Source organism: Marinobacter sp., assembly GCF_046484525.1.
Classification (GTDB): Bacteria; Pseudomonadota; Gammaproteobacteria; order Pseudomonadales; family Oleiphilaceae; genus Marinobacter.
In genome coordinates, this window is record NZ_JAWOIS010000023.1 from 54,202 (window position 1) to 76,690 (window position 22,489).

Below are 22,489 nucleotides of genomic sequence, written 5' to 3' on the forward strand. Positions count from 1 at the left end.
TCATCAAGCGTTGTCGGCGTATGCCCATGGAAAGCCGGCGCAGGAGCAGGATGGTGGCTTTTCAATCTGAAAATGGACTGTGCGGTGCTTTCGGCACCAGCTTGCGGAGCCGTTTTGGGGATCTGGTATTGCTGTGCCTGATTCTCGCAGGCGGGCCCGCCTATGCCGCCGAACCGGCAGCCGGAGGCCCGAAGGAATCCGCAGCAGGCGTGGCCCTGGATCGTATCATTGAGACTCCGCTGTCCGTCCGGGAAAGCCGGGAGCGGGCGCAGCGGGCGGTGAACGAGCTGTCCAGGGATATCCAGGACCTCAAGCAGACCGTCGTTACCCTGAACAAGGATCTCCGGGTGCTTGAGGAAGATCTGTTGTTCCCGGCCAATACCCGGTTACACGTCTTCGTTTCCCTGAACGTCGGAGAATATTTCCGCCTTGAGGGGGTCGAGCTTCGCCTGGATAACCAGGTGGTGTCCACCTACCTGTACAGTGCCGAAGAGCGCCAGGCCCTTGCGAAGGGCGGCAAACACCAGTTGTACCTGGGCAATCTGAGCCCTGGTCAGCACACCTTGTCCGCATTTTTCGTCGGCCAGGGGCCCAATGGCCGGGAGTACAAGCGTGGCAGCAGCCTGAAGTTTACCAAGGAGCAGGGCCCGAAGTTCGTCGAACTGGCCGTGGCTGACGCCGAAGCCCGTCAGCAGCCCGAATTCATGGTTCGGGAGTGGTAAGCCATGATTCTCCGGCGCGCACTTCAGCAGGCAAAATCCCTCCGGACGGTGGCGGCACTGATGCTCGCATTATCCTCGGCAACGATGGTTTCGGCTTCCGAAACCGAAGCCCGGGACCTCAAGTACGGAGCGGTCCTGTTCCAGTACTACCAGCAGAACTACTTCCAAACCCTGGTCGAGTACGCCTGGGCCGAGGAGCATGGTGGCATTGCCAACCACGGCACCTACCCGGAACTGCTCAAGGGCGGTGTCAGTCTGTCCTATGGCCTGGATGAGCAGGCCGAATCCATCTTTGACCGCCTCGCGGGAAGTAACCTCAGCGAGCCGGTGCGCAACCGGGCCCGTTTCTTCCTGGGCAAGATGCAGTATCTGCGCGGTGAGGCCGACACCGCTGCCCGCAACCTGAACCAGATCCGCGGTGAGCTGCCCGATAGCGTAGATGCCGAGTACCGCTACCTGGCGGCACTGGTCAATGTGAAGCTGGGCTACCTGGATGCCGGCAAGGCCGTGGCTGATACCATCAGGGAGGACAGCCCCTACGCGCCCTATTTTTACTTCAACCTCGCCATTGCCCTGGAAGGGCAGGGCCGCACCAGCGATGCTATCGGGGCCCTGAACCGTGTCCTGGAACTTAACGACGGGTCTGCCGAACTGCAGCGTCTGGCAGACCGTGCACGCATGGCTCTGGCCCATGTCTATGCCAGCCACGAGGACAGCCTGAACGCAGGATTGCAGTTGGCCAGCATCAACACCACCGGTGCCTACTCCAACCGAGGCCTGCTGGGCGCCAGCTGGATGGCGATCAATGCCGGCGAATTCCGGCGTGCCCTGGCACCGCTTGATGTGCTGACCACCCGCTCCCGGGCTCTGCCGGAAGTGCAGGAGGCGATTCTTCTACGCCCTCACGTGTATGAACGTATGGGCCTGGAGGGCCGTGCTGCCACGGATTTCATTTCCGCCGATCGCCAGTTCCGGTCCACCCTGAATCAGCTAAAAATCGCGCGCGAGACCCTGCAGGATGCGGATGTGCTGGAACTGTTCGTCCGTAACCTCGATGACGTCCTGGACGAGAGCGACTGGTTCGGCAAGGCGCCGGCGGTAGCGGTCAACCGTCTCTCGCCGTTCCTGGTGGAACTGATGTCGGACCACAGTTTCCAGTCAGTACTGAAGGATCTGCGGGATCTGTACGCCATTCGCAACAACCTCGAGCACTGGAAAGAGCGCCGATCCGATTTTGACACCATCATGGCCGCCCGGGCCGGCAGTGCCGATGGCCCGAGCCACGGCGATCGCGTGCGCCTGATTTCCCGTTCCCTGGGCGATGCCCGGGATCGCCGCGAGGCCTTGAAGGTCCGCCTGGCCGGACTGCCGGAGGACAAGCGCGAGTCCATCGAGTGGCTGCTGGAGGAGCTCACCTTCGAAATCACCCGGGCCGAAAGCGCTCTGGCCGCGCTGCAGGGCAGCAAGGCACTCTCGGACAACAGCTATTTTCAGCAGTCGGTCAGTCGCATGATGGCCGAGGTCGACGCCCGCCTGGTCCAGACCGAAAGCCTGATCGCCCGTCTGGAAGACGTCATGCTGGCGCTGGTGACCACCGAGCTGGATATCCACGAACAGCGGCTCAAGCAGTACCAGGTGGAAGCCCAGCTGGCCAAGGTGCGAATTCTGGACCGGTCCCTGCAGACACTGAACCCGGATGAGGAAGTGCCTGCCGATCCAGGTCCCGAACAGGCGCAAAGCCAACCGTCTCCAGAGGAGGGAAGCAGCGATGAAACGATCTAGTCTCCTCATCCTGGCGGTCATGGTCAGCGGCTGCGGCACTTTCCAGAATCCCTCGACGATTGCCAGTCTCCAGAAGGAACAAAAACCGCTGGAAGATGTGCCGCTGCCGAGGGTAATGCATGAAGACGTGCGTCGCGAATACCGGGAACTGCTGGAAACCATCGAGGACCGGCGCCTGTACGAACAGATCGAACGCCGCATTGCCAGCGTGTACATGTTGGAGGGGGATTACGACCAGCTTCGCGGCGTGATGCCGGGCGAGGATGGCTACTTCCCGGAAGCGATTACCGCCTATCATCAACTGCTCAACAAGTACCCGGACTCCGAGCGCAATGCCGAGGCCATGTACCAGCTGGCCAAGGCCTATGACCTCGATGGCCGCGACCAGGAAGCCAAGGCCGTGCTGGAGGAATTCATTACCGAGCATCCGCATTCCCGGCGGCTGGCGGAGGTGTATTTCCGCAAGGGCGACATCCACTTCCGGCACGAGGAGTACGAGCAGGCGGAGCAGGCCTACCGTTCGGTGGTGGCCATCGGCGAGGAATCCGCGTTCCTGAACAACTCGTGGTATCTGCTTGGCTGGTCCCAGTACAAACTGTCCGATTACAACCAGAGCCTGATGTCCTTCTCCCGTGTCCTCGACCGGCTGGTGCCCGAGGACGGCAAGATCGAGAAGCTGGACAAGGTCAACCGCTCCCTGGTGGACGACACCCTGCGCATCATGAGCGTGGGGCTGGCCTATGCCGGCGGCTCCTCCAAGATCGACAGCATGTTTGCCAACCGGCCGGAGGCGAAGAAATACACCTGGATTCTCTATTCCAGCCTTGGCCAGCATTACCTGGAGAAGGAACGGTATGAGGATTCGGCGTCCTCGTTCCGGGCCTTCGTGGTGCAGAACCCGGATTCCGAGCGGGCGCCGGAGATGCATGCCGAGATGATCCGTGCCTATGTCGATGGCGAGTTCTCCCAGCAGGTGCTGCCAGAGAAAGAGAACTACGTCCGCAACTACGGTGTTCACTCCAAGTTCTGGAAAACCAAACCGGCGGAGGTGAAAGCCAAGGTCATTCCCAACCTGAAGACCTTCATCGACGAACTGGCCCGGCACTACCACGCCACCGGCCAGCGCCTGACCCGGGAGCTGGCGGATGGCGCGATCAAGGCGTCTGTCGTGGCAGCCACCGAGTCCAAACGCCAGACCAGTTTCTTGAAAGCCGCCCAGTTCTACGGCGAGTTTGAGCAGACTTTCCCGAACGACCCGAAAGTCCCGGAAATGGTCTACATGCGTGCCGAGGCGGCCTTCGATGGGGGCGATTACCGCACCGCCATCACCCACTATGAGCGCACTGCCTACGAGTTCGGCAATTCCGAGTTCGGTGCCGACGCCGGCTACGCTGCCATAATCGCCTACCAGAAAGAGGCCGAGCGTTTGATGGCTCAATCCGGTAAGGACAGCGAGCGGCTCCGTGACTGGCGCAGCAAGGGTGTCGAGAGCCAGCTGCGATTCGTGCAGACGTTTCGGGATGACGAACGCTCCGGCGCCGTGCTGGCCAAGACCTCGGAAGAACTGTTTGCCCTGGGCCGTTACGAAAAAGCCCTGGAAGTGGCCACCAGTATCGTCAGCCGCGCCGGCGAGGTGGATCGCGAGCTCAACCGCACCGCCTGGGGTGTCATCGCTCACAGTCAGTACGAACTGGCAGACTTCGCCGCAGCCGAGGAAGGCTACCACAACCAGCTGCGTTACATCGACCTGGACGATCCCGAGTTCAAGGCGGTTACCGAGCGCATGGCCGTCACCATCTACAAGCAGGGTGAACAGGCCCTGGCCGCCAAGGACCTGGAAGGTGCCATTGACCACTTCCTGCGCATCAAGGCAGTTGCTCCGAAGACCGATGTCCGCGTAGTGGCACAGTTTGATGCCGCCACTCACCTGCTGACCCTGGAGGAATGGGAGCCGGCGCTGACCGAGATGCTGGAGCTTCGCCGCCTGTTCCCGAACCACAAGCTGGCCAGGGACCTGGATCAGAAAATTGCCTGGACCTACGAACAGGACGAGCAGTGGCATATGGCCGCCACCGAGTACGAACAGATCTACCGGACCGACGACCGCGCCGACGTGCGCCGGGATGCCCTGTTCCTGGCGGCGGAGTTGTATGAGAAAGCCGGCAACGAGGACCAGGCTCTGGAGTACTTCAAGAAGTGGGCCTTCGACTACGAGGAACCGTTCGATACCCGCATGGAAGCCCGTTACCACGTGGCCTACCTGTACGAACGCCAAGATGATTACAACCGCCACCTGTACTGGCTGCGCCGGGTGATCGACGGCCACAACAAGGCTCCGGAGAACTGGCAGTCGGATCGCTCCGCCTGGCTGGCGGCGTGGGCCAACAACAAGTACGGCGACTACTGGCGCATCGAGTTTGATCGCGTGCGCCTGAGGCACCCGCTCAACAAGAGCATTCCGCGCAAGAACGAGAAACTCCAGAACGCCCTGGACCGTTACCAGCAGGCGGCCGACTACGGCGTGCTCGACCAGACCACCCGGGCCACTTTCAATATTGCCGATCTCTACGGGCAATTTGCCCGGGAGTTGATGGACGCGCCGCGGCCCAGCGGCCTGAGCCAGCTGGAAGCCATGCAATACGAACTGGTGCTGGAAGAAGAGGCTATTCCGTTCGAGGACCTGGCCATCGAGGTGCACCAGGCCAACATCGGGCGCTCATGGAGCGGCACATTCAATCCCTGGATCGAGCGGAGTTTCGAGGCGATGGCCAGGCTCAACCCCGCCCGGTTCGACAAACAGGAAGTAAAGGTGGCGTATGGCGATGGCATCCGTTAAGGCATCCACCCCGGCAGCGTTGCTGGTGTTGACCCTGCTCTCCGGTTGCGCCGGGGTCCTGCCGGTCAAGCAGACCGAATCCGGGGCGAAAGTGGTCGAATCCGGGCCCGCCGCGCAGGATGATCTGGCCGGGAGTACGGGCGGCGTGTTCCTGCCGCAACAGGCCTACGATGCCCAGGGCAAGAAGATTCCCTATGTGCCGGCACCGAACCCGTACACCCGGCAGCCGGCGCCGGTCCCGCCGGAGGCCCGGACTGATTTTGCCGATGCCATGGCCCTGATGAAAGACGGTGATCTGCGCATGGCCCGCAAGGGCTTCTGGGCCATGACCAAGGATTTTCCGGAACTCTCCGGTCCCTGGGTGAAGCTGGCCGAGCTCGCCGAACAGCGGGAGAAGCCCGAAAAGGCCCGGGAGTACTACCAGAAGGCGCTGGCGGTGAATCCGGTCAACGTCAACGCCTACCTGAAACAGGCGATGTTCGAACGACGCCAGGGTGAATTTGCCAAAGCCCGGGACGCGTATCTGGCGGCCCTGAAAACCTGGAACGACTTTCCCGAGGCGCACCTGAACCTGGCGATCCTCTATGACCTGTATATGAACCGGCCGGAGGAGGCCCAGCCCCATTACGAGGCCTACGACTTCCTGACCGGCGGCTCGGACCCGAAAGTGGCGGACTGGCTCATCGAGATCCGCCGCCGGACCGGCATTGAAACAAGTTTCATCGATAACCCGCCCCCGGAGCCGGAGGTACCTGACGAGCAGGGCGCCGAAGGCGAGGCGGTCTCCGCGGGCGCCACCAACGGGGACTCCCCGGAAACCGAAGAACAAGGCTAGGAGAGTGCCATGGGAATGCTGAATCCAAGGGCCGGTTGGCTCATCGCGGCAACCCTTTGCCTGGGTGGCGCCATGGTGGCTCCGGCCAGCGCCCAGGAGTCCATCGATCTGGAGAGTTCCTTTGTCGGCGACAAGGAACAGCCGTCGGTGAGTTACTTCATCCCCTGGAAGCCACCGGAGGGGCCGGACAACCTGTACCGCTCGATCACTTCCGTGTCGGGCCGGGTATTCGAAGTGGTGGATCGGGATATTCACGCCCGGACCATGCGCTTCTACGACGAACTTTCCCTGGAGGCCCCGGCCGGGCCTGCGGGGCAAAGCACTAACTGAAAATCTGCAACCGAACGAAAAGAAAAGTCTGGAGACCTGCCATGAACGTTTACACAAGCATTGTTTCATTCTTCCAGGAAGGCGGCGCCTTCATGTTCCCGATCGCGCTGGTCCTGATTATTGGTCTGGCTATTGCCGTTGAGCGCTGGTTGTTCCTCAAACGGGCCTACCAGTCCAACCGCGCCGCCTACAGCGAGCTGCTGCCGCTGATGAATGAAAACAAATTCGATCAGGCAGAGCAGGCGGCCCAGTCCGGCACCTCCGCAATTTCCCGTCTGATTTCCGTCGGTCTCGACACCATGCGAGCCTCCCCGCGCCGGGACGACATCCACGCCGCCATGCAGGAAGGCGTGATGGAGAGCATTCCGCGCCTGTCCAAGCGCACCAACTACCTCTCCATCCTGGCCAACGTCTCCACCCTGCTGGGGCTGCTCGGTACCATCATCGGTCTGATTGCCGCCTTTACCGCCGTTGCCAACGCCGATCCGGCGGACAAGGCGACGCTGCTGTCCCAGTCCATCTCCGTGGCCATGAACACCACGGCTTTCGGCCTAATCGCGGCGATCCCGCTGCTGCTGATCCACTCCCTGTTGCAGAACAAGACCCTGGAAATCGTCGAGAGCATCGAAATGGCCGGTGTGAAGGCCCTGAACACCATCGTTCGCAGCAACCGTCGCTCTGTTAACACGCGTGAGTCCGACGCCTGATCACAGCGGGTAATTCCTTATGTTTACAAAACGCAGAGAACAGGAAGAGGCGGATATCGACATCACGGCGTTCATGAATCTCATGATCGTGCTGGTGCCGGTACTGCTGATGAGTATGGTGTTCAACCATATCTCGATTCTGGAGCTCAATCTGCCCGACCTGACCGGCGCCCAGACCGCCAGTGCCGAGGAGAACCGGCAACTGGAAGTGGTGGTGCGGGAGTCCGGCATCGAGGTCTATTACCCCAGCGGTAATCTGGTCAAGACCATCGACAAGATTGAGCCGGAAGCCGAGGGCGGCGAAGCCCGTCACGATTTCCGCACCCTCTCCGAGGTGTTGCAGGAGATCAAACGTCGGCTGGCGGCGAAGAACATCGCCAAGAATGATGCCCTGCTGCTGTCCGAGCCGGGCGTGACCTACCAGTCCCTGGTGTCCACCATGGATACCCTGCGGGTTGCCAAGACCGTAGTGGTAGCCGAAGCGGTGGATGTCGAGCTGTTCCCGGAAATCTCCCTGGGAGATGCGCCAGAGAAGGGGGGTAAGTCATGAGCGCGAATGACAAGTTCACTTCTTTCGGCCTGCAGGGCAGCGCCAAAACCTTCATGAAGCCGGCCAAGCTCAACCTGGTCTCGCTCATGGATATCTTCACCATCCTGGTGTTCTTCCTGTTGCTGAACTCCGGGGCAAACCAGCTGATCAAGGTCAACGACGTTTCCCTGCCGGACTCCACCGCAGAGGAGCGGCCGAAAGAAACCACTGTGGTGACGATTACCGAAGAGGACATCCTGGTGGATGGTCGCCCGGTCGCCACCCTGAATGAGGTGATCGCGTCCGATGGCCTGATTGATGGCCTGATGGAAGAGCTGATGTTCCAGGCCAACAAGCGCGCAGAACTGACCGAGCGGGAGAAGAGCCTTGGGCGTGCCGTGACCATCCTCGGTGACCATGAAATTCCCTACGCGCTGCTCAAGCGAGTGATGCTGACCTGCGCCAAGGCGGACTATCGGGACCTCTCCATGGCTGTTTCACGGGTATCCGGCAGCAGCGGCGCATGACAGGAGGGAATCGATGACAGCAATGACAGCAACACCCCACGACTTTTCATTGCCCTGGGACGCCAGTGGTGACGAGGACAGCCGCTTCAAACGCATTCTCAAGCGTTTGTTGCTGCTGCTCCTGCTGCTGGCGGTGATTTTCCCCTGGCTGCCGCTGCCGGAAATCGACCGGGAGGAAAAGGAGCGGGTGCCCCCGACTCTGGCCAAGGTCCTGATCGAACAACGCAAGGTGGCCCCACCGCCTCCACCGCCCGAACCGGTGAAGCAGGAAGACAAAGCCGAGCCCAGCGAGGCCAAGAAGGCGGCTCCGGAGCCGGCACCGGCCAAGGAAGTGAAAAAAGCCCGGGAAAAGGTTTCCAGGATGGGCGTCGCGGCGTTCTCCAAGGAACTGTCAGCCCTGCGCAGCTCCACTGACGTGGCCAAGCTCCAGGCCGAGAACACCAACGTGAATACCGGCGCTGCCGCCAAGGCCGCCCGCTCGGTACTGGGGGCTACTTCGGCCAACGAGACCAGTGGTGGTGTGAACAGCTCGGTGATGAACGATACCGGTTCCGGCACCCAACTGGCGGGCAAAGGTTCCACGGCGGTGGAAAGCCCCATCGGCGACGGCTCCGGTGGTGGCAGCGGTGCCAGTGGCAACGGTGGTTCGCGCAGCTCGACGGTGGCCGGTGGCCGGGACATGGAATCCATCCGGCGGGTGTTCGAGCAGCACAAGGGGGCCATCTACGCGCTCTACAACCGGGCATTGCGCAGCGATCCCGGACTGCAGGGCAAGTTTGTTTTCCACATCGTGATCGAACCGGACGGCAGCATCTCCAGCATCGAGCTGGTGGACAGCCAGCTGGGCGATCAGCGCCTGGAGCTGAAACTACTGGCGCGGATCCAGATGATCTCGTTTGGCCCGGAAGACGTGGCGGCCACCCCCGTCAATTACAAGTTTGATTTCATGCCTGGTTGATGAAAGCACCGGGCCCGGCCACCGCCGGGTGCCGGTGCACCGGATGTGCAGGTGGAGAGAGACATCATGATCGGATTAAGCAGCGGATTGCGCCTCCTGGCCCTGGCCAGCCTCGGACTGGTCGGGCTGACCGGATGTTTTGAGGGACAGATCAGCGAAGGGCAGGAGGACATTCTTTCCGATCGTCCTTTTGCCTATGTGGTCCGGGACTACCCGGACATGGGTGAGACCGCCTCGGTCAATGCCCGGCCGCCGCTGGACCCCCGAGCACCCTATGCGTTCAAGCCCGGGGCAAAGCTGATGGTGCGGGACCGCATTGCTCTCAGTTCGGACGAACGCCACGTGCTGGCGGGGTATTTCGGCGGTGACTATGACGTCAAGGATCTGGACGTCTCGCCAGACGGCGAGCGAATGGTCTTTGCCGCTCATGGCCCGGCGGACAGCCCGGACAACTTCACCTGGAACATTTTCGAGTACACCTTCGCCACCGGTAAGGTGCGCCGGATCTTCGAGGACGATCTGGTGGCCAATGCCGGTGAGGACACCAACCCCACCTACACCAATGAAGGCCGGATCATCTTCTCCTCCAGCCGCCAGCATTCCCGGGGCGATTGGCAGAAGCTGGACTTGCGCGAGTACCTGACCGACTTCGATGAGCCGGCTTCCCTGCTGCACTCAGTCAAACCGGACGGCAGCGAAGTGGTTCAGATCACCTTCGGTGAATTTCACGATATCGAGCCCAGCACCATGAATGACGGGCACGTAGTCTTCATCCGGTTCGGCCGCATCTATGAATCCCTGACCGACTGTACCCTGGAGAATATCGACGATCCGAATTTCAACCAGCAGCCCCACGGCGGCGGCTATGGTCAGGGCAACGGCAATGGCTTTCCGTCCGGCCTGGAACAACCCAAGGACTGGACCGTGGAAGACAAGTGCAGTGCCTCCCTGGCCGGTGAAGTCGAGGGTGAGCGGGTGTTCGTGGAAGACGTTCTGAGTATGTACCGCATCACGCCGGCCGGCGGTAACGTGCACCGTTACTTCGGCAGCCTGAGCGAGGAGTTCTCGGATGCCTCCTTCGTTCATTACATGGATCCTATTCCCCTGGATGACGGCAACCTTCTGACCATCATGCGCCACATCTACAACCCGATCTACGGCGGCGATGTGATCAAGATCAACAGCAAGAATTTCTTTGCCGTCGGCAAGCCCGTGGACGAGAGCGTCATCGGTGAAGCCGAGGAATCCATGACTCCAGGGCTGGTGAATTTCTACCCCAATCAGGTGTCCCCGAACGGCTGGTACAGCGCCGTTGCGCCCTACAACGACGGCTCTGCCCGCCTTCTGGCCAGTTGGGCGCAGTGCCTGACCACCGATGGCACCACCAGCACTCCCTGTGAGGGCAGCGCCACCACCGAGGACCTGGGCGAGCCCCGATACGGCATCTGGATGATGGATCCCGCCGAGAACACCCGGCTGCCGGTGGTACAAGGCCACAAGCAGGCGCTCTACACCGACATCGTCATTGTGGACCGAAACGAGCTGGCCGAGCCTTACACCGGTGAGCGCCATGACCTGCAACTCGAAGACAACACCGCTCTGTTCGAGATCCGCAGCATCTACGATCTGGACGGCGCCGACATGGCCGAACTGTACGATGGCGGTATCGAGACCCGCCGCGATCCGAGCTTGACCCGTCCGGATGATCGCTCCGAGCGGTTCATCCGGGCTGTTGGCGTACGCCAGATTCCCCCGGAACTGGAGCAGGCCATCCTGACCGATGAGATCCTGAACCCACCCGATGGTCCGCAACCGCCACTGGGCCTGACACCGCTGGTGGGTTCCGGAAACCGGATTCTCTACGATGTGCTGTCCTACGCCATGGTCGAACCGGACGGCTCTGCCATGGTCAAGGTGCCGGCGGACACCAACTTCAGCTTTGAGGTGGTGAACAAGTACGGCAAGCGGGTGGATCTGATTGCCGCGCCGGATTACAACTACAACTACCTGATGCAGCATCCGCAGCCACTGCGCCTGGAGGAGGGCGAAAAGCTCAAGTGCTATGGCTGCCACGACCCGGAAGTGGACATTCCCCACGCCCGGACCGATGTTGAACTGGCCTCCGCCAACCCGGGCGCTCCGGGGGATGGCATGCCGTTCCCCAATGCCAATCCGCAGATCCGGGCCGTCAAGTGGAAAGACACCATGGCGCAGGCATTGGTGGACTCCCTCCAGGGCCTTCAGTCCACCTGGGCGGACACCATGCTATTCGAGGATTTCTGGACCAATCCGCCCGATCCATCCCTGGCCTTTGAAGTCCGTTACAGCGGCCTGACCACGCCGAAACCGGTCACGGATCCTAGCTGCCTGACCAACTGGACGGCGGACTGCAAGGCCACTATCAACTACCAGGAGCACATCCAGCCGATCTGGCGGGAATGCCGGATCAACCCGAACACCGGCAATACCACGTCGTGCCAGAATTGCCACACCGCCGCCGAACAGGGTGGAAAGCCCTGTCCCGGAGACTCGGGTAGTGGCGCCTCGAACGGCCTGTTGCTGGGTGATGGCCATGCCTCCTGGGATGGTCGCCAGCTCGAATCCTATGTCGAGCTGTTCGAGCCAGACTACTACATCCGCGAGACCGAGACCGGTGATTGGCTTGAGGTGGACAAGACCAACCTTGATGCCGAGTGCCCGGACGGCGTCCAGGGCGACATGACGGTCCTGCCAGGCCCGGGCGTGTGCTTCGCCCGCCGCCTGATGAGCGGCCGTGGCGCCATCGCCAGTGCCCGCTTCTTTAGCCTGTTCGATGACGACCCGGATGACGACGAGTACGAGGTGGAAACCGCGGAGACCGAGGCCATCAGACAGAGCCACATGGGCATGCTCACCGAAGCCGAGCTTCGCCTGATCGCGGAATGGCTCGATACCGGCGCCCACATCTACAACGACCCGGACAAGTTCGAATTCCCAACACAATAAAATAATAAGGAGACGTAGTGTGACCATTGCTGTGACCCAGGAGGATGTAATTGAACTGGATCGATGGAGCGTGCCAGACCTTGAAATGGAACGGGACGGCTGGAGCATCCCGCCCCGGGACAGCTGGCGGATCGATCGCCGGCTGCGCCAGACCCGGGTATCCGCCAAAACCAGCACACTGTTTACACGGTTCAGCAGCCATTACCTGCTGATCCAGACCAATCGGCGCAAAAAAGACCTGCCGGAGCAGGTTATTGACCTGACCTTCGTCCAGGAAGAACCCAGGGAGATCCGGGATTACCGGCTTGGCCTCTGGCTTGCCGGCGCCATCTGCATGACCGTGCCAGCCGCCTTGTATTCGGTATTCCCGGCACCGCTGCCGTGGCTTGTCGCTCCCCTGGTGCTTGCGGTTATCTTCATGTCGCTCGCCGTTCGCACCATCCGGCATGTCTTCGACTTCCGGGCTCTCAACAGTGATGTGGTGCTGTTCACCATTGACGCGCGCACCCCGAGCCGGGAGCAGGTGGATTCGTTCCTGACGGAACTCCGGGAAGGCATACTCCGTGGGCAGCGCCAACTACCCGAGGGCAAACGGCGGATTCCCCTGGCTGTCGCGGAAATGCGCCGGCTGGCGGAAGCCGGGGTGATCGGGAAAGACGATTACGAGCAGATCAAGCGTAACTGGTTTGCCATGTGAGCCAACCCGGCCGATCACATCTTCACTCCGGCCTTTACCGATAATTTACCAAGCCACACCGAACCCGAAGGCGGGCTCCGCCGTGAGGATGGTGTAGGTAGAGCCCGGAGGCTGGGTCCGGGTTATGATTTCCCGTTCCAGAACAAACGAGGATTTGTATTCATGTTATCCAGGAAGATCCTGACTGCTTTTGTCCTGACCGTCGGAATTGCCGCGCCAACCGCAGGCTTCGGCCAGCAGGAAAGCACCGGCGAAAGCCTCGTTGACGACATCGTCCGGGACATCATCTATCGCACCTCCGAGGCGGCCCGGGAGGAAGTTCGCCGCCAGACCGGCATCGATCCCCTGGAGCGGGGTTATAGCTACCGGGACGAGTATCGGGATGACTACCATGACGAGCGCCGTGCCCGTTCCGATATTCGTGACGAGACCCGCCGGGAGTTACGGCAGCTCGATGACGAATACGACCGCAAGATGGTCAAACTCGAAGATGAACTGCACCGCGAGCTGAACAAGGCCGAACGGGAATTCCGGCGCGAGGCTGCGAAGGAAAACAAACCCGAGAAAATGCGTGAGAAGCTCCGGGAAAAGGTCGACAAGGCACACGACAAGTTCGAAGAGAAAGTGCGCAAGGAAAGTCGCCGGTTCGACGAGAAGCGGGACAAGATCCTGTCCAAACGGTACGACTGAATGGTTACCACGTGCGGTAAGGGCGTCGGCCCTTACCGCATAAACCCGGAGATCACAAACCAGAAGGTTCCCGGGGTGACCGTTGCCGCGAACAGTGCCAGCAACCCGTCCCGCGCGATCAGCGCCAGCCCACCACCATTGGCGCTGAACGGCGCCACCTCCATGGCGGGCATCGCCAGCGCCACCGACATACACACCAGAACCATCAGATTTTGCCCGGGGCAAAGCTCCGAACGCTGAGAGCCGGAGGATCCAATGACTAGAGCGCTCCATTCTGCGCTCACCTAGATGCCCTGGGAGGCGCTTCTGGAAGCGCCGTCAAAGGTTCGCTAGCACTATCGAATCAAAAACAATTTAACAAAAATTTACAGAAGGTCGGGGGAGTTCAGCTACCTTTGAAGCATCTATTGTAAATTCTGGCTGTATCAGGACGTACGAATATCGAAATACAGGCTAGTAATCGACGCGACCGGCTTGCTCCTATCGATTGTCGGAATGGATTGAGGGGATGGAGGTACCACGTCCTTATGGTGTTTCAGATGAATGCTGACAGTTTTGCTGTAACCCCCTTGGGTCGTGAGGGACTCGATTTTAGTGGCCGGGACAGAATGCTTCGTACGGTATCGCGAGTACTCGTCGTTGCTGCATCGTTAGCCATTGGTGCCTCTATTGTTTATGCAACTGGGGGCACCGGATACGCATACCCCTATATCATTCTGCTTCCTGTTATTTTGACGGCGGCCTGGTTTGGGCTCGTCCCGACGGTGTTGAGTGCCGTAATTGCAGGCCTGCTTTTGGGACCATATATGCCCCAGGATGTTGAAAGGGGCCTGATGCAGTCGCCCCAAAACTGGCTGGCCAGGATCTCCTTTTTTATTCTCATTGCTGTGTTTACCAGTTGGCTCTTCCATAGTCTCCGCCTCTCAACTCAACGACATTTGAGAGATATTCAAGTTGATAGGGAGACGGGCCTGCCCAATCAAGCTGCTCTAAAAGATGATCTTCATAGCGTGTTGTCTGCGGCCCGATCTCGACGAGGAGTTCGGGGCACTCCGGCGGTTATATTGGTACGTCTGCAAGATCTATGGGAAGTAATGGAGGCCATGGGGGCGAAAACGGCTGATAAGGTTGTCCGCAATCTTGCAGATCAGATCGGTGCAGCCGTTTCTCGTGAACATCATATTTATCGGTTTAGCACCTCTGAGCTTTTGCTCTTTTTCTTTGTGGCATCCCAGGAGGAAGTTGATTCTGTCGCCAATGCTGTGCGCTCTGCCGGAGAGCATGAGGCTGAAATAGATGGGATTCCGCTCAGGGTTCAACTGGTTGCTGGTAGCTATTTAGTTGAAAAAGGTGTTGTTGCGCCTGATTTCGTGGTGAACCGGGCAAGAACGGCCCTCTATGCAGCAATAGATTCCAGCGGATTTTATCGGTCTTACGATCCAATGTTTGACCAGAAAACGGCCGAGCGAGTGCGCCTGATATCAAGTGTTCGCAAAGGGTTACGAGAAAATGAGTTTTCTCTCTTCTATCAGCCCAAAATCTGTTTGAAAAGCGGTCGCCATACGGGGGGAGAGGGGTTATTGCGGTGGTTCAACAGCGATGGATCAATGGTTTTGCCCGGTTTATTTATGCCCAAACTGGAAAACACTACATTAATAGATCCTGTCACCCGGTTTGTGATCAGGAAAGCGTGTGAAGATGTTAAACAGCACGACTTACTCCGGGTAAGCATTAATTTTTCAGCAAAGAATCTGATGGACAATGCTTTGGTACAGAGTTTAGGACGTATCGTCTCTTTGTACGGGGTTGAACCTGAAAAATTGGAGATCGAGATTACCGAGGGGGCACTGATCCGAGACCCTGCTCATGCCAAAATGGCCATTGAGAGTTTACGAAACCAAGGGTTCCTTGTGAGTCTGGATGATTTTGGTACTGGGTACTCTTCATTCCAGTACCTCGCTCATTTGCCGCTTTCAGGTTTGAAGATTGACCGTGCTTTTGTGTCCAGCCTGAACGAGAGCTCACATGCTCGGACGGTTCTGAGCTCTATGATCAAGATGGCGCACTCATTGAATTTGCACGTTACCGTCGAGGGAGTAGAGACGGAGGAACAACATCAGATCGTTTCAAATTATGGGGCAGATACGGCCCAGGGCTTCTACTATGCGAAGCCACTTCCGGTACCCGATTACGTTAATTGGAAATGTGGTCTCAATTTGGATGCCGTGAGAAGTTGATTTCGCGAACTGCAGAAAAAAGCCCCTGAAATCAGGGGCTTTTTTCTGGGTGTTTGGTGGAGACGGCGTCAAATTGAGCGCCCTGCAGAATTATGGCGCGCATTTCGACCAAGCCTATGCGATTGAAACCGAATACTTGAATTGTAGATTTTCCCCAAGGATCGAGCTTGCTACCTTTTTGGATAGGTGCGAGCAGAGGTAGGTCGTCATTGATTTTCCAGATTAAGTGCTTTGCTGGATCATTCTCGGTCGGATCAATAAGAGCTGCATCTTCGTTTGAAAGCTCTTGTCCTTCGAGAGTGGCACAGTTTGGGCCTGGAATTGGGAAGGATGAGTCTTTGCCCAGCTTTTCCTTTGTCTCCGATAGCGAGCATTCGGCTTGCTGTGCATCGTAATAGTGGTGGTAGCGGCCGCGATTGCAGTCGTTACAGCTCATCAAAAGAATGAGGTGGTGTCCGGTTTAGCGGGGGGCTACTACACCTGGTATCAGATTTGGCTAACGGACCGTTTCGGAAACTCGTTTGCGCAGATTTCGAGTCAAGTGCCTGCCTTGCAAGTCCCGGGTTGAACCGCTGACTTCCGCCCCCCTCAATGCGCCTCCTCTTAGCGAAAACCGAAGAAGGAAAGAATTGCTATAACGATAACTACTGCACCGACGATATAAACAATGTTGTTCATGAGTGATTACCTTTCTCAGAAACTGTAATTCTGGTTGCACCGCGTTCCCTGCGGCGGATGATGTAACTGCCTTGTATTGGCAGGTCCATTGCCACATCGGGGTTAAGCTTGAGGTATCAGCGTTGCTTAGTCTGTACGCTGGCCCACAGAGCGCAGAAAAATAACGGGGCGTTAGGCTTGCTTTAAGGCCTGCTGTCACGCAAGTCCTTGCAGGTGGGTTTTGTCATTAAGGAGACTCTGAGTAGCCCCCACAAAGAAGAATGAGGTGGCGCCCGATTTTGCGCGTTCGATGTAAAAACTTTGATAGCTTAAACACTGCCTGCGAAACAAGCCTGCAGGCAGTCGAATCAAGACACCGCGGGGTATATCAGCGCGTGTAGTTTTTTTCGAAGTCTTTGATTTGCTTGTCCGCTTCGTCTCTGGTGACGCCATAAGCTTGCTGAATCTCGCCAGCCAGCTGATCACGCCTGCCAGCAATCTCGTCAAGGCGGTCATCCGTCAGCTTGCCCCACTGCTCTTTCACTTTACCTTTAAGTTCTTTCCAGTTGCCTTCAATGGTGTCCTTGTTCATTTCAGCTCCTTCGGCCCTGAGGCCAGATAATGAGTTCATCGAACGGGGGTGCGTCAAAACAGACCGTTCACCGCCGTCGCATCATCGTCTGTTAAAACAGGGCCACTGTCTGTGCGTTAACAAACACAGTCCTGCTCAGGTGGGTTACGCACAGAGGTCGTTCTGCTTTCTGGGTAAATTGGACGACAGGAAAAGGCCTTTGAGATGTTTATGAATCTGAGGAAATAACTTAGACCAACGCCGTCTGATTTGTCGTGATCGGAACCTTGCTGATTCTGATGAGGGTGCGCTCGCTGGTGCTTCAGCGACTGAATCTAACACCGTCCATGGTTTATTTGAGGGTCGGCGTGCTTCTGGGCCCCTCGATCTTTGATGTCTTTCATTTTAATCCGCTGAAACAGGCTCATTTGCTGTAGGTGCTTGCCGAGCTTGCGGTGTTGTTGTCGCTGTTTATCGCCGGTACGAAAATGCCCTGCCGTTCAGCTGGAAAGCATGGCACACGCCCCTACGCCTGGCATTCATCGCCATGACTATCAGCGTCGCCCATACCGCCGCCTTCGGTTATTACCCGCTTGGCCTGCCTCTGGGAGCGGCGATTCTGTTGGGGGCATACTGGCACCTACAGACCCGGTGCTGGCGGCTGCTGGCCCAATGCGAAAATTTGGTCCATTACCCTGATGCTGCTACAGAATCTTATGATCAGCCGCGCGAAACGGTTGCGCGGCCCCCAGCCAGGTGTCGAAGGGCTGTTTGACCTTCAAGGAGCCCCTTGAAGGCTTGTCCGTACTGGTGTTGGTAGTGTTGCTGGGTGGTACGTCGTTTACCGACTCTTGGAGCCTCCGGGCTGTTGGCTTCGGGTTATTCCTGTTTGTGGTTGTTCACCCGGTCAGCGTATTCCGTGGCTTGCTTGGCTCTGGCTCATCGTGGCGGCTGCAAATGCTGGTGGGCTTCCTGAAACTCCTTTAACGCCCTATGTGTGCTTACGAACAGACAGCAGGGTGGTCCAACCCCGATTCTGGGAAGGTGGGCTCGCATCGGATCAACCTACCAATATTGGCGGCACCACGACCCGCGCCCACTATCCATTGGCGCATTATGGAAATGCAATCTAAGCAAGGAGCTTCTCATGATCAGAATCAAGACTGTTGCGATCACTTTCTGTCTTCTAGGTGCCTTGCCCCTGGCCGTATCCGCACAATCCGCTGAGTTTGGTCCGCGCGAGGGCGACCGTGAATTCTCCCTCTCCGGAACAGGCAGTAACGACCGGGATTTTAACAGCGGAAGCTTCGGTGTGAGCGGTGATCTGGGCTGGTATCTGCGGAATAATGTCGTGGCCGGTATTCGCCAGAGTCTCAATTATGCCGATATTGAAGGCGAGGGCGTCACCGATGATTTCTGGAACGGCTCAACCCGGGGTTACCTCGACTATCAGTTCCTTAACGATCGTGCGCGACCCTTTGTTGGTGCGAGTCTGGGCGGCAGTTATGGTGATGGTGTCAAGGACAGCGCCTTTGCCGGCCTTGAAACCGGGTTAAAGTACTATGTGCAGACCAAAACCTATTTCCTGGCGCGCGCCGAGTACCAGTTCCTGTTCAGTGACACCGACGACGCCACCGACGCGTTCCAGGATGACGGCATCTGGGTCTATACCGTGGGTCTGGGTTATAACTTTTGAACCCAGTTACAGTGCGGATTCGGTAAAACGGGGGTTGGTGCCGGTGGCCAGTTGACGGTCGCTGGCCCGATCTCCGTAAAGATGTCGGATGCCGCGCAGGTCACCTGTCTGCAGCCCGGGGAACCTCTCGGTGTAGCGAAAACCCATTACCTGTCTGGAAGGGCCGGGATGGTTCAGGCAGATGGTGCGCACTCCCCCTTTGTCATGGGGTGCAAAGGTGACATTGGCAAAGGCCCTCCGACGTGGCTGGCCCTGCGCCCCGAGAATGATGCCCGCATCGCGGGCATCTGCAACCTGATGGAATGAAAGGTCAGCGGCACGCTCCCAAGTCCGGAACGCTGCGGCGGTTTCCTGTACCAGAGTCTCCAAGGGCAGCCCCTGTCTGGAGAGCGCTTTCATCGGAGCCAGAACGCCACAATTGCGGGCGTCATCAAACCGCAGTGTTTCGTCAGCAAAGGCGTAACTGATCTTCGCATCCGCTCCAAACCGCTGTTCGCCCCATTTTACTGGAGAGCCTTTCAGCTTGAGCAGCCGGTAGCCGGCCACCATCGGCGCCATGGTGAAATGATTTGACTGAAAGGGGCGGCTCCGTCGTACCGGAGATGGGTTCATTGAAGAAGAATACTGACATCAAAGGGCGGATGTCGGTTTTCGTTTTGAAAAGGAATGTTCAGCAGGGCGGTTCCAAATAGGATGATGGCTATGACAACACCAGTATTGCTCTACTACGACACGCGCATGCTCGGCCATAACCCGCATGGATGGGACCCCGGTAATCCGGCCTGGACCGACGCCGTCAAGGCGATGATTGCGCTGCAATATCCAGGCAGCAACCTGGAAACCTACAGTCACCCGGAGCGCCCGGACCGACTGACTGCGATCGTCGACCGACTGATGCTTGATCCAATCGAAGGGGTGCGCTGGATGCTGCCGACGGCGGCCACCACGGCTCAACTCGAGCGGGTTCATGACGACAACTATGTCGCTAGAATAGAGTCTTTGGACGGAGACTCCTGCTGGCTGGCCGCAGATACCACTGCGGTGTCGCCGGGCAGCGTGGAGGCGGCCCGCCTGGCTGCCGGAGCGGGAATCAGCGCTGTCGAGGCCATCTCGGCTGGTGAGGCGCGGCGAGCGTTCTGTATCGTTCGGCCACCTGGCCATCATGCCCATTCGGGCTGCGCCACCGGCTTTTGTCTCTACAACAACCTTGCGGTTACCGCTGCCCATGCACGTGAGAGCCTTGGCTATCAGCGAGTGATGGTCTGGGACTGGGATATGCACCATGGTAATGGCACACAGGAAATCTTCTACTCCGATCCTTCCGTGCTGGTGGTTGATAGCCACTGTGCCGCGCCGTTTTATCCGGGCACCGGCCTCCAACGTGATATCGGGACCGGAGCGGGAGTCGGCTCTCAAATCAACGTCCCTTTGCCTCTGGGTAGTGGCAACGCGGCACTGCTGAAGGTGTTTGACGAGTTGGTGAAGCCGGCGGCGAAGGCATTCCAGCCAGATATTTTGCTGGTTTCCTCAGGCTTCGATTGTCATTACCTTGACATGACCTGTTCCATGGATGAAACGGGCTTTGCCATTCTTACCCAGCGCATGAGCGACCTGGCAGATGAGTTATGCAAGGGCCGTCTGGTGGTTCTTCTGGAAGGCGGCTATAACGCCCAGGCATTGGCCGATAGTGCTCATGCGGTCGTGAAGGTGCTGGCGGGGAACACGGTAAATTCCTGCAACGTCATGCTGGAGGACCCTGGCTGCGGGGCGGTGGTGGACGCCATCCAATTTCATCAAGAAATGTGATTCGGCGCTATTGTGTAAGGGGTAAACGCGAAAAAGGGCAAGGCTTATCAGGCCTTGCCAAAGTCCACTCCTCAATTGCGGCCGAATATCAAGGAGGATTCTTCAATACCGACCTATCCAAGTTTACTTCTGTGTTTTAAATTCCGGAGCATTTAGTAGGCTTTCACGGGACTGGTCAATCCTCAATTCCAGCTCATCAGCATTGTCGGATTTCTGGACGTCATCCCATCCGATGGCGACATCCTTTTCACCCATGCCAAGGAACCCGCCGACGCCGATCACGAAGCCGACAACCTGGCCGTTCTGGTCAATAATGAGATCACTCACCGCGCCGACTTTTTCATCGCCAGCGCTTATCACTTCGGCACCAATCAGATTGCTCGCGTGTATGCTGTTCGCAGGTGCAGTACCCATGTAGCCAGTATTCTGCATGGGAGACTGAGCTGTTTGCGGCGCTTTGGTTGAGGATTTCATGTCGCCCTGGTTTTTCTGCATGCCCGGCTGAGTCTGCTCAACTTGCGAGCCGGTGGACTGCTGGGCAAGAGCTGAACTGGAACCTAATGCGATGGCCGGTGTTATCAGTGCATAAAACGCGAATGAATGTAATTTGTTCATTGAATTCTCCATGAACCTCATCGGGGCTTGGCCCGCGCCAGCGTCATTGCCGGGTGCGGTCTGAACTACGGACTTACATCAAATTCAGGATGAGGTTCCAATTTACGTCGAGCCAAGCGCCCAGTCTGTTCGCTAGACCACCAAAGCGGAAGGTTGGGGCAAGTGAGCCTATTTTGATCTCGGCCGCAACGCAGAATATTTTCGCAAGCCTGATTCCAGCGCTTTGGTGTCTGTGATATCGACCATGGTCATAACCACGCCGTCGATCAAATTGTCCAGCCGGCGATAGGGCATGATCCGGATGGAGAACCAGCAGCCTTCGTTTGTTTTTATCTGTTTTTCACTGACCATCAGGGTATCGAGAGTTTTCCGGGCATCGTCCTCCAGCTCCGGAAATTGCAGTTTTGTGGTTAGCTCGCTGAGCGGTCGCCCGACATCGCTTTCCCTCAGGCTGATGATGTTGGCTGCGCGAGCGGTATAGCGGTGTAGCGGCGAACGTTAAGATTCTGGCCCATAAACAGGATGGCAATTTCGATACTGTTGAGCACATTCTGCATATCGCTCTGTGACAGCGCCAGTCGTCCAGTTTGGTCTGCAATTCCGTGTTGATGGTTTGCAGCTCTTCGTTCATTGACTGCATTTCTTCCCTGGATGAGGTCAGTTCCTCACTAGTGTCCCGTCTGGTTAATTCGCTGACCTACTGCGTTGCGCTGACTCGATTTGGAACCACCAAACCTTCGCCATCGCGCCTTGCTCTCAAGGCTCTCAGTGGCTCAGTAGGTCAGCGAATTAACCAGACGGGACACTAGTTGACTCTGTGCGGACTCCCGCTGCCTGTCTGAGCTGGGGTCAATACTCTGTTGAAGCAATCCTTTTGCGTCATCGCGGGCCCGGCGAGAGCATCTGCTAAGGAGACTTGCGGGTAACTGCCCAGTGAAAGTGTTTTTTCATTACCCGAAGGAACCGAGTGGGCATAAAAAAGCCCCGTTTCCGGGGCTTTGGGGCGTTTCAGTGGATCTCGCTGGACCTCCTGAAACTCTTGGTTGGTGGAGACGGCGGGAATCTCCACCACAGACCTAACCCCTTGAAATACGGGCCTCTAGATCGTGTTAAAACCGCCATTTGTGTCCAACTGTGTGTCCAAATCTAGCCTGATAGCTCGCGGTTGAGCAATGGGCAATGCTTGGTCGGTTTGTTTTGGAAGCGTTGGGATCTCAGCAGCTTCCTTTCTAAAAAAACAGTCATCTGTGAGGCAAGTCCCTGCTCAAATAGCCAGCCTAAGAAGAATAAGTTCGGAAAGGTTCAGAGC

21 protein-coding genes and 1 pseudogene are annotated in these 22,489 nt (G+C 58.1%); 16 read left to right on the forward strand and 6 right to left on the reverse strand.

Annotated elements, in window-relative coordinates; all coding sequences use genetic code 11:
• Positions 1–53 precede the first annotated feature (53 nt).
• From R6W86_RS05640 to R6W86_RS05695, 12 genes are all read left to right on the forward strand, one after another.
• Positions 54–722 carry a hypothetical protein gene (locus R6W86_RS05640; RefSeq protein WP_410328398.1) on the forward strand — a complete coding sequence of 223 codons (669 nt, stop codon included), beginning with the start codon at positions 54–56 and terminating at the stop codon, positions 720–722.
• 3 nt (positions 723–725) lie between these two features.
• Positions 726–2,504 carry a tetratricopeptide repeat protein gene (locus R6W86_RS05645; protein ID WP_410328399.1) on the forward strand — a complete coding sequence of 593 codons (1,779 nt, stop codon included), beginning with the start codon at positions 726–728 and terminating at the stop codon, positions 2,502–2,504.
• Complete coding sequence (locus R6W86_RS05650) at positions 2,491–5,340, forward strand: tetratricopeptide repeat protein (protein WP_410328400.1); 2,850 nt, start codon at positions 2,491–2,493, stop codon at positions 5,338–5,340. Before R6W86_RS05645 ends, R6W86_RS05650 begins: the two co-directional genes overlap by 14 nt.
• Positions 5,327–6,175 carry a tetratricopeptide repeat protein gene (locus R6W86_RS05655; RefSeq protein WP_410328401.1) on the forward strand — a complete coding sequence of 283 codons (849 nt, stop codon included), beginning with the start codon at positions 5,327–5,329 and terminating at the stop codon, positions 6,173–6,175. The genes R6W86_RS05650 and R6W86_RS05655 overlap by 14 nt, the downstream gene beginning before the upstream one ends.
• Positions 6,176–6,184: 9 nt before the next feature.
• Entirely contained in the window at positions 6,185–6,505 is a 321-nt protein-coding gene (locus tag R6W86_RS05660; RefSeq protein WP_410328402.1) for a hypothetical protein, read from the forward strand.
• Between the two features lie 41 nt (positions 6,506–6,546).
• Positions 6,547–7,212 (forward strand): MotA/TolQ/ExbB proton channel family protein, encoded by a 666-nt coding sequence (locus R6W86_RS05665; protein ID WP_410328403.1) that lies wholly within the window; start codon positions 6,547–6,549, stop codon positions 7,210–7,212.
• 19 nt (positions 7,213–7,231) lie between these two features.
• Positions 7,232–7,762: an ExbD/TolR family protein gene (locus R6W86_RS05670; protein WP_410328404.1), complete on the forward strand. Its 531-nt coding sequence runs from the start codon at positions 7,232–7,234 to the stop codon at positions 7,760–7,762.
• Positions 7,759–8,268 carry an ExbD/TolR family protein gene (locus R6W86_RS05675; protein WP_410328405.1) on the forward strand — a complete coding sequence of 170 codons (510 nt, stop codon included), beginning with the start codon at positions 7,759–7,761 and terminating at the stop codon, positions 8,266–8,268. The genes R6W86_RS05670 and R6W86_RS05675 overlap by 4 nt, the downstream gene beginning before the upstream one ends.
• 13 nt (positions 8,269–8,281) lie before the next feature.
• The gene (locus tag R6W86_RS05680; protein WP_410328406.1) at positions 8,282–9,226 is read left to right on the forward strand and encodes an AgmX/PglI C-terminal domain-containing protein; all 945 of its coding nucleotides are present in this window, start codon (positions 8,282–8,284) and stop codon (positions 9,224–9,226) included.
• Between the two features lie 66 nt (positions 9,227–9,292).
• Positions 9,293–12,211, forward strand: coding sequence for a hypothetical protein (locus R6W86_RS05685; protein ID WP_410328407.1), 2,919 nt, complete (start codon positions 9,293–9,295; stop codon positions 12,209–12,211).
• 19 nt (positions 12,212–12,230) lie between these two features.
• Entirely contained in the window at positions 12,231–12,908 is a 678-nt protein-coding gene (locus R6W86_RS05690; RefSeq protein WP_410328408.1) for a hypothetical protein, read from the forward strand.
• Between the two features lie 162 nt (positions 12,909–13,070).
• Entirely contained in the window at positions 13,071–13,598 is a 528-nt protein-coding gene (locus R6W86_RS05695; RefSeq protein WP_410328409.1) for a hypothetical protein, read from the forward strand.
• Between the two features lie 32 nt (positions 13,599–13,630).
• On the opposite strand, the gene R6W86_RS05700 is transcribed toward R6W86_RS05695, so the two are convergent.
• A complete protein-coding gene (locus tag R6W86_RS05700; RefSeq protein ID WP_410328410.1) occupies positions 13,631–13,804 on the reverse strand; it encodes a hypothetical protein in 174 nt (57 codons plus the stop codon).
• A gap of 333 nt (positions 13,805–14,137) precedes the next feature.
• Here R6W86_RS05700 and R6W86_RS05705 point away from each other — a divergent pair, with 333 nt between their 5' ends.
• A complete protein-coding gene (locus R6W86_RS05705; protein WP_410328411.1) occupies positions 14,138–15,835 on the forward strand; it encodes a putative bifunctional diguanylate cyclase/phosphodiesterase in 1,698 nt (565 codons plus the stop codon).
• A 31-nt stretch (positions 15,836–15,866) separates the two neighbouring features.
• On the opposite strand, the gene R6W86_RS05710 is transcribed toward R6W86_RS05705, so the two are convergent.
• Complete coding sequence (locus R6W86_RS05710) at positions 15,867–16,271, reverse strand: hypothetical protein (protein ID WP_410328412.1); 405 nt, start codon at positions 16,269–16,271, stop codon at positions 15,867–15,869.
• A gap of 609 nt (positions 16,272–16,880) precedes the next feature.
• On the reverse strand, positions 16,881–17,084 hold the full coding sequence (locus tag R6W86_RS05715) for a CsbD family protein (RefSeq protein WP_410328413.1): 204 nt from the start codon (positions 17,082–17,084) through the stop codon (positions 16,881–16,883).
• A 777-nt stretch (positions 17,085–17,861) separates the two neighbouring features.
• On the opposite strand from R6W86_RS05715, the gene R6W86_RS05720 reads away from it, so the two are divergent.
• Positions 17,862–18,050 carry a hypothetical protein gene (locus tag R6W86_RS05720; RefSeq protein WP_410328414.1) on the forward strand — a complete coding sequence of 63 codons (189 nt, stop codon included), beginning with the start codon at positions 17,862–17,864 and terminating at the stop codon, positions 18,048–18,050.
• Between the two features lie 160 nt (positions 18,051–18,210).
• Positions 18,211–18,759 (forward strand): hypothetical protein, encoded by a 549-nt coding sequence (locus R6W86_RS05725; protein WP_410328415.1) that lies wholly within the window; start codon positions 18,211–18,213, stop codon positions 18,757–18,759.
• Between the two features lie 6 nt (positions 18,760–18,765).
• On the opposite strand, the gene R6W86_RS05730 is transcribed toward R6W86_RS05725, so the two are convergent.
• Complete coding sequence (locus R6W86_RS05730) at positions 18,766–19,317, reverse strand: hypothetical protein (RefSeq protein ID WP_410328416.1); 552 nt, start codon at positions 19,315–19,317, stop codon at positions 18,766–18,768.
• A gap of 144 nt (positions 19,318–19,461) precedes the next feature.
• On the opposite strand from R6W86_RS05730, the gene R6W86_RS05735 reads away from it, so the two are divergent.
• Positions 19,462–20,565, forward strand: a complete 1,104-nt coding sequence (locus R6W86_RS05735; RefSeq protein WP_410328417.1) for a histone deacetylase — start codon at positions 19,462–19,464, stop codon at positions 20,563–20,565.
• Between the two features lie 123 nt (positions 20,566–20,688).
• Here the strand turns inward: R6W86_RS05735 and R6W86_RS05740 are convergent, their stop codons facing one another.
• Complete coding sequence (locus R6W86_RS05740) at positions 20,689–21,180, reverse strand: PRC-barrel domain-containing protein (RefSeq protein ID WP_410328418.1); 492 nt, start codon at positions 21,178–21,180, stop codon at positions 20,689–20,691.
• A 168-nt stretch (positions 21,181–21,348) separates the two neighbouring features.
• Positions 21,349–21,654: pseudogene (locus R6W86_RS05745) on the reverse strand (PAS domain-containing protein); the annotation flags it as partial.
• Between the last annotated feature and the right edge of the window lie 835 nt (positions 21,655–22,489).

Bases quoted from the DNA above. Each gene is read 5' to 3' on its own strand.
- R6W86_RS05655 (WP_410328401.1), top strand. From the start codon at position 5,327: ATGGCATCCGTTAAGGCATCCACCCCGGCAGCGTTGCTGGTGTTGACC.
- R6W86_RS05695 (WP_410328409.1), top strand. From the start codon at position 13,071: ATGTTATCCAGGAAGATCCTGACTGCTTTTGTCCTGACCGTCGGAATT.
- R6W86_RS05705 (WP_410328411.1), top strand. From the start codon at position 14,138: ATGAATGCTGACAGTTTTGCTGTAACCCCCTTGGGTCGTGAGGGACTC.
- R6W86_RS05725 (WP_410328415.1), top strand. From the start codon at position 18,211: ATGATCAGAATCAAGACTGTTGCGATCACTTTCTGTCTTCTAGGTGCC.
- R6W86_RS05650 (WP_410328400.1), top strand. From the start codon at position 2,491: ATGAAACGATCTAGTCTCCTCATCCTGGCGGTCATGGTCAGCGGCTGC.
- R6W86_RS05660 (WP_410328402.1), top strand. From the start codon at position 6,185: ATGGGAATGCTGAATCCAAGGGCCGGTTGGCTCATCGCGGCAACCCTT.
- R6W86_RS05730 (WP_410328416.1), bottom strand. From the start codon at position 19,317: ATGGCGCCGATGGTGGCCGGCTACCGGCTGCTCAAGCTGAAAGGCTCT.
- R6W86_RS05715 (WP_410328413.1), bottom strand. From the start codon at position 17,084: ATGAACAAGGACACCATTGAAGGCAACTGGAAAGAACTTAAAGGTAAA.
- R6W86_RS05645 (WP_410328399.1), top strand. From the start codon at position 726: ATGATTCTCCGGCGCGCACTTCAGCAGGCAAAATCCCTCCGGACGGTG.
- R6W86_RS05680 (WP_410328406.1), top strand. From the start codon at position 8,282: ATGACAGCAATGACAGCAACACCCCACGACTTTTCATTGCCCTGGGAC.
- R6W86_RS05685 (WP_410328407.1), top strand. From the start codon at position 9,293: ATGATCGGATTAAGCAGCGGATTGCGCCTCCTGGCCCTGGCCAGCCTC.
- R6W86_RS05665 (WP_410328403.1), top strand. From the start codon at position 6,547: ATGAACGTTTACACAAGCATTGTTTCATTCTTCCAGGAAGGCGGCGCC.
- R6W86_RS05710 (WP_410328412.1), bottom strand. From the start codon at position 16,271: ATGAGCTGTAACGACTGCAATCGCGGCCGCTACCACCACTATTACGAT.
- R6W86_RS05670 (WP_410328404.1), top strand. From the start codon at position 7,232: ATGTTTACAAAACGCAGAGAACAGGAAGAGGCGGATATCGACATCACG.
- R6W86_RS05735 (WP_410328417.1), top strand. From the start codon at position 19,462: ATGACAACACCAGTATTGCTCTACTACGACACGCGCATGCTCGGCCAT.
- R6W86_RS05675 (WP_410328405.1), top strand. From the start codon at position 7,759: ATGAGCGCGAATGACAAGTTCACTTCTTTCGGCCTGCAGGGCAGCGCC.
- R6W86_RS05740 (WP_410328418.1), bottom strand. From the start codon at position 21,180: ATGAACAAATTACATTCATTCGCGTTTTATGCACTGATAACACCGGCC.
- R6W86_RS05700 (WP_410328410.1), bottom strand. From the start codon at position 13,804: ATGGTTCTGGTGTGTATGTCGGTGGCGCTGGCGATGCCCGCCATGGAG.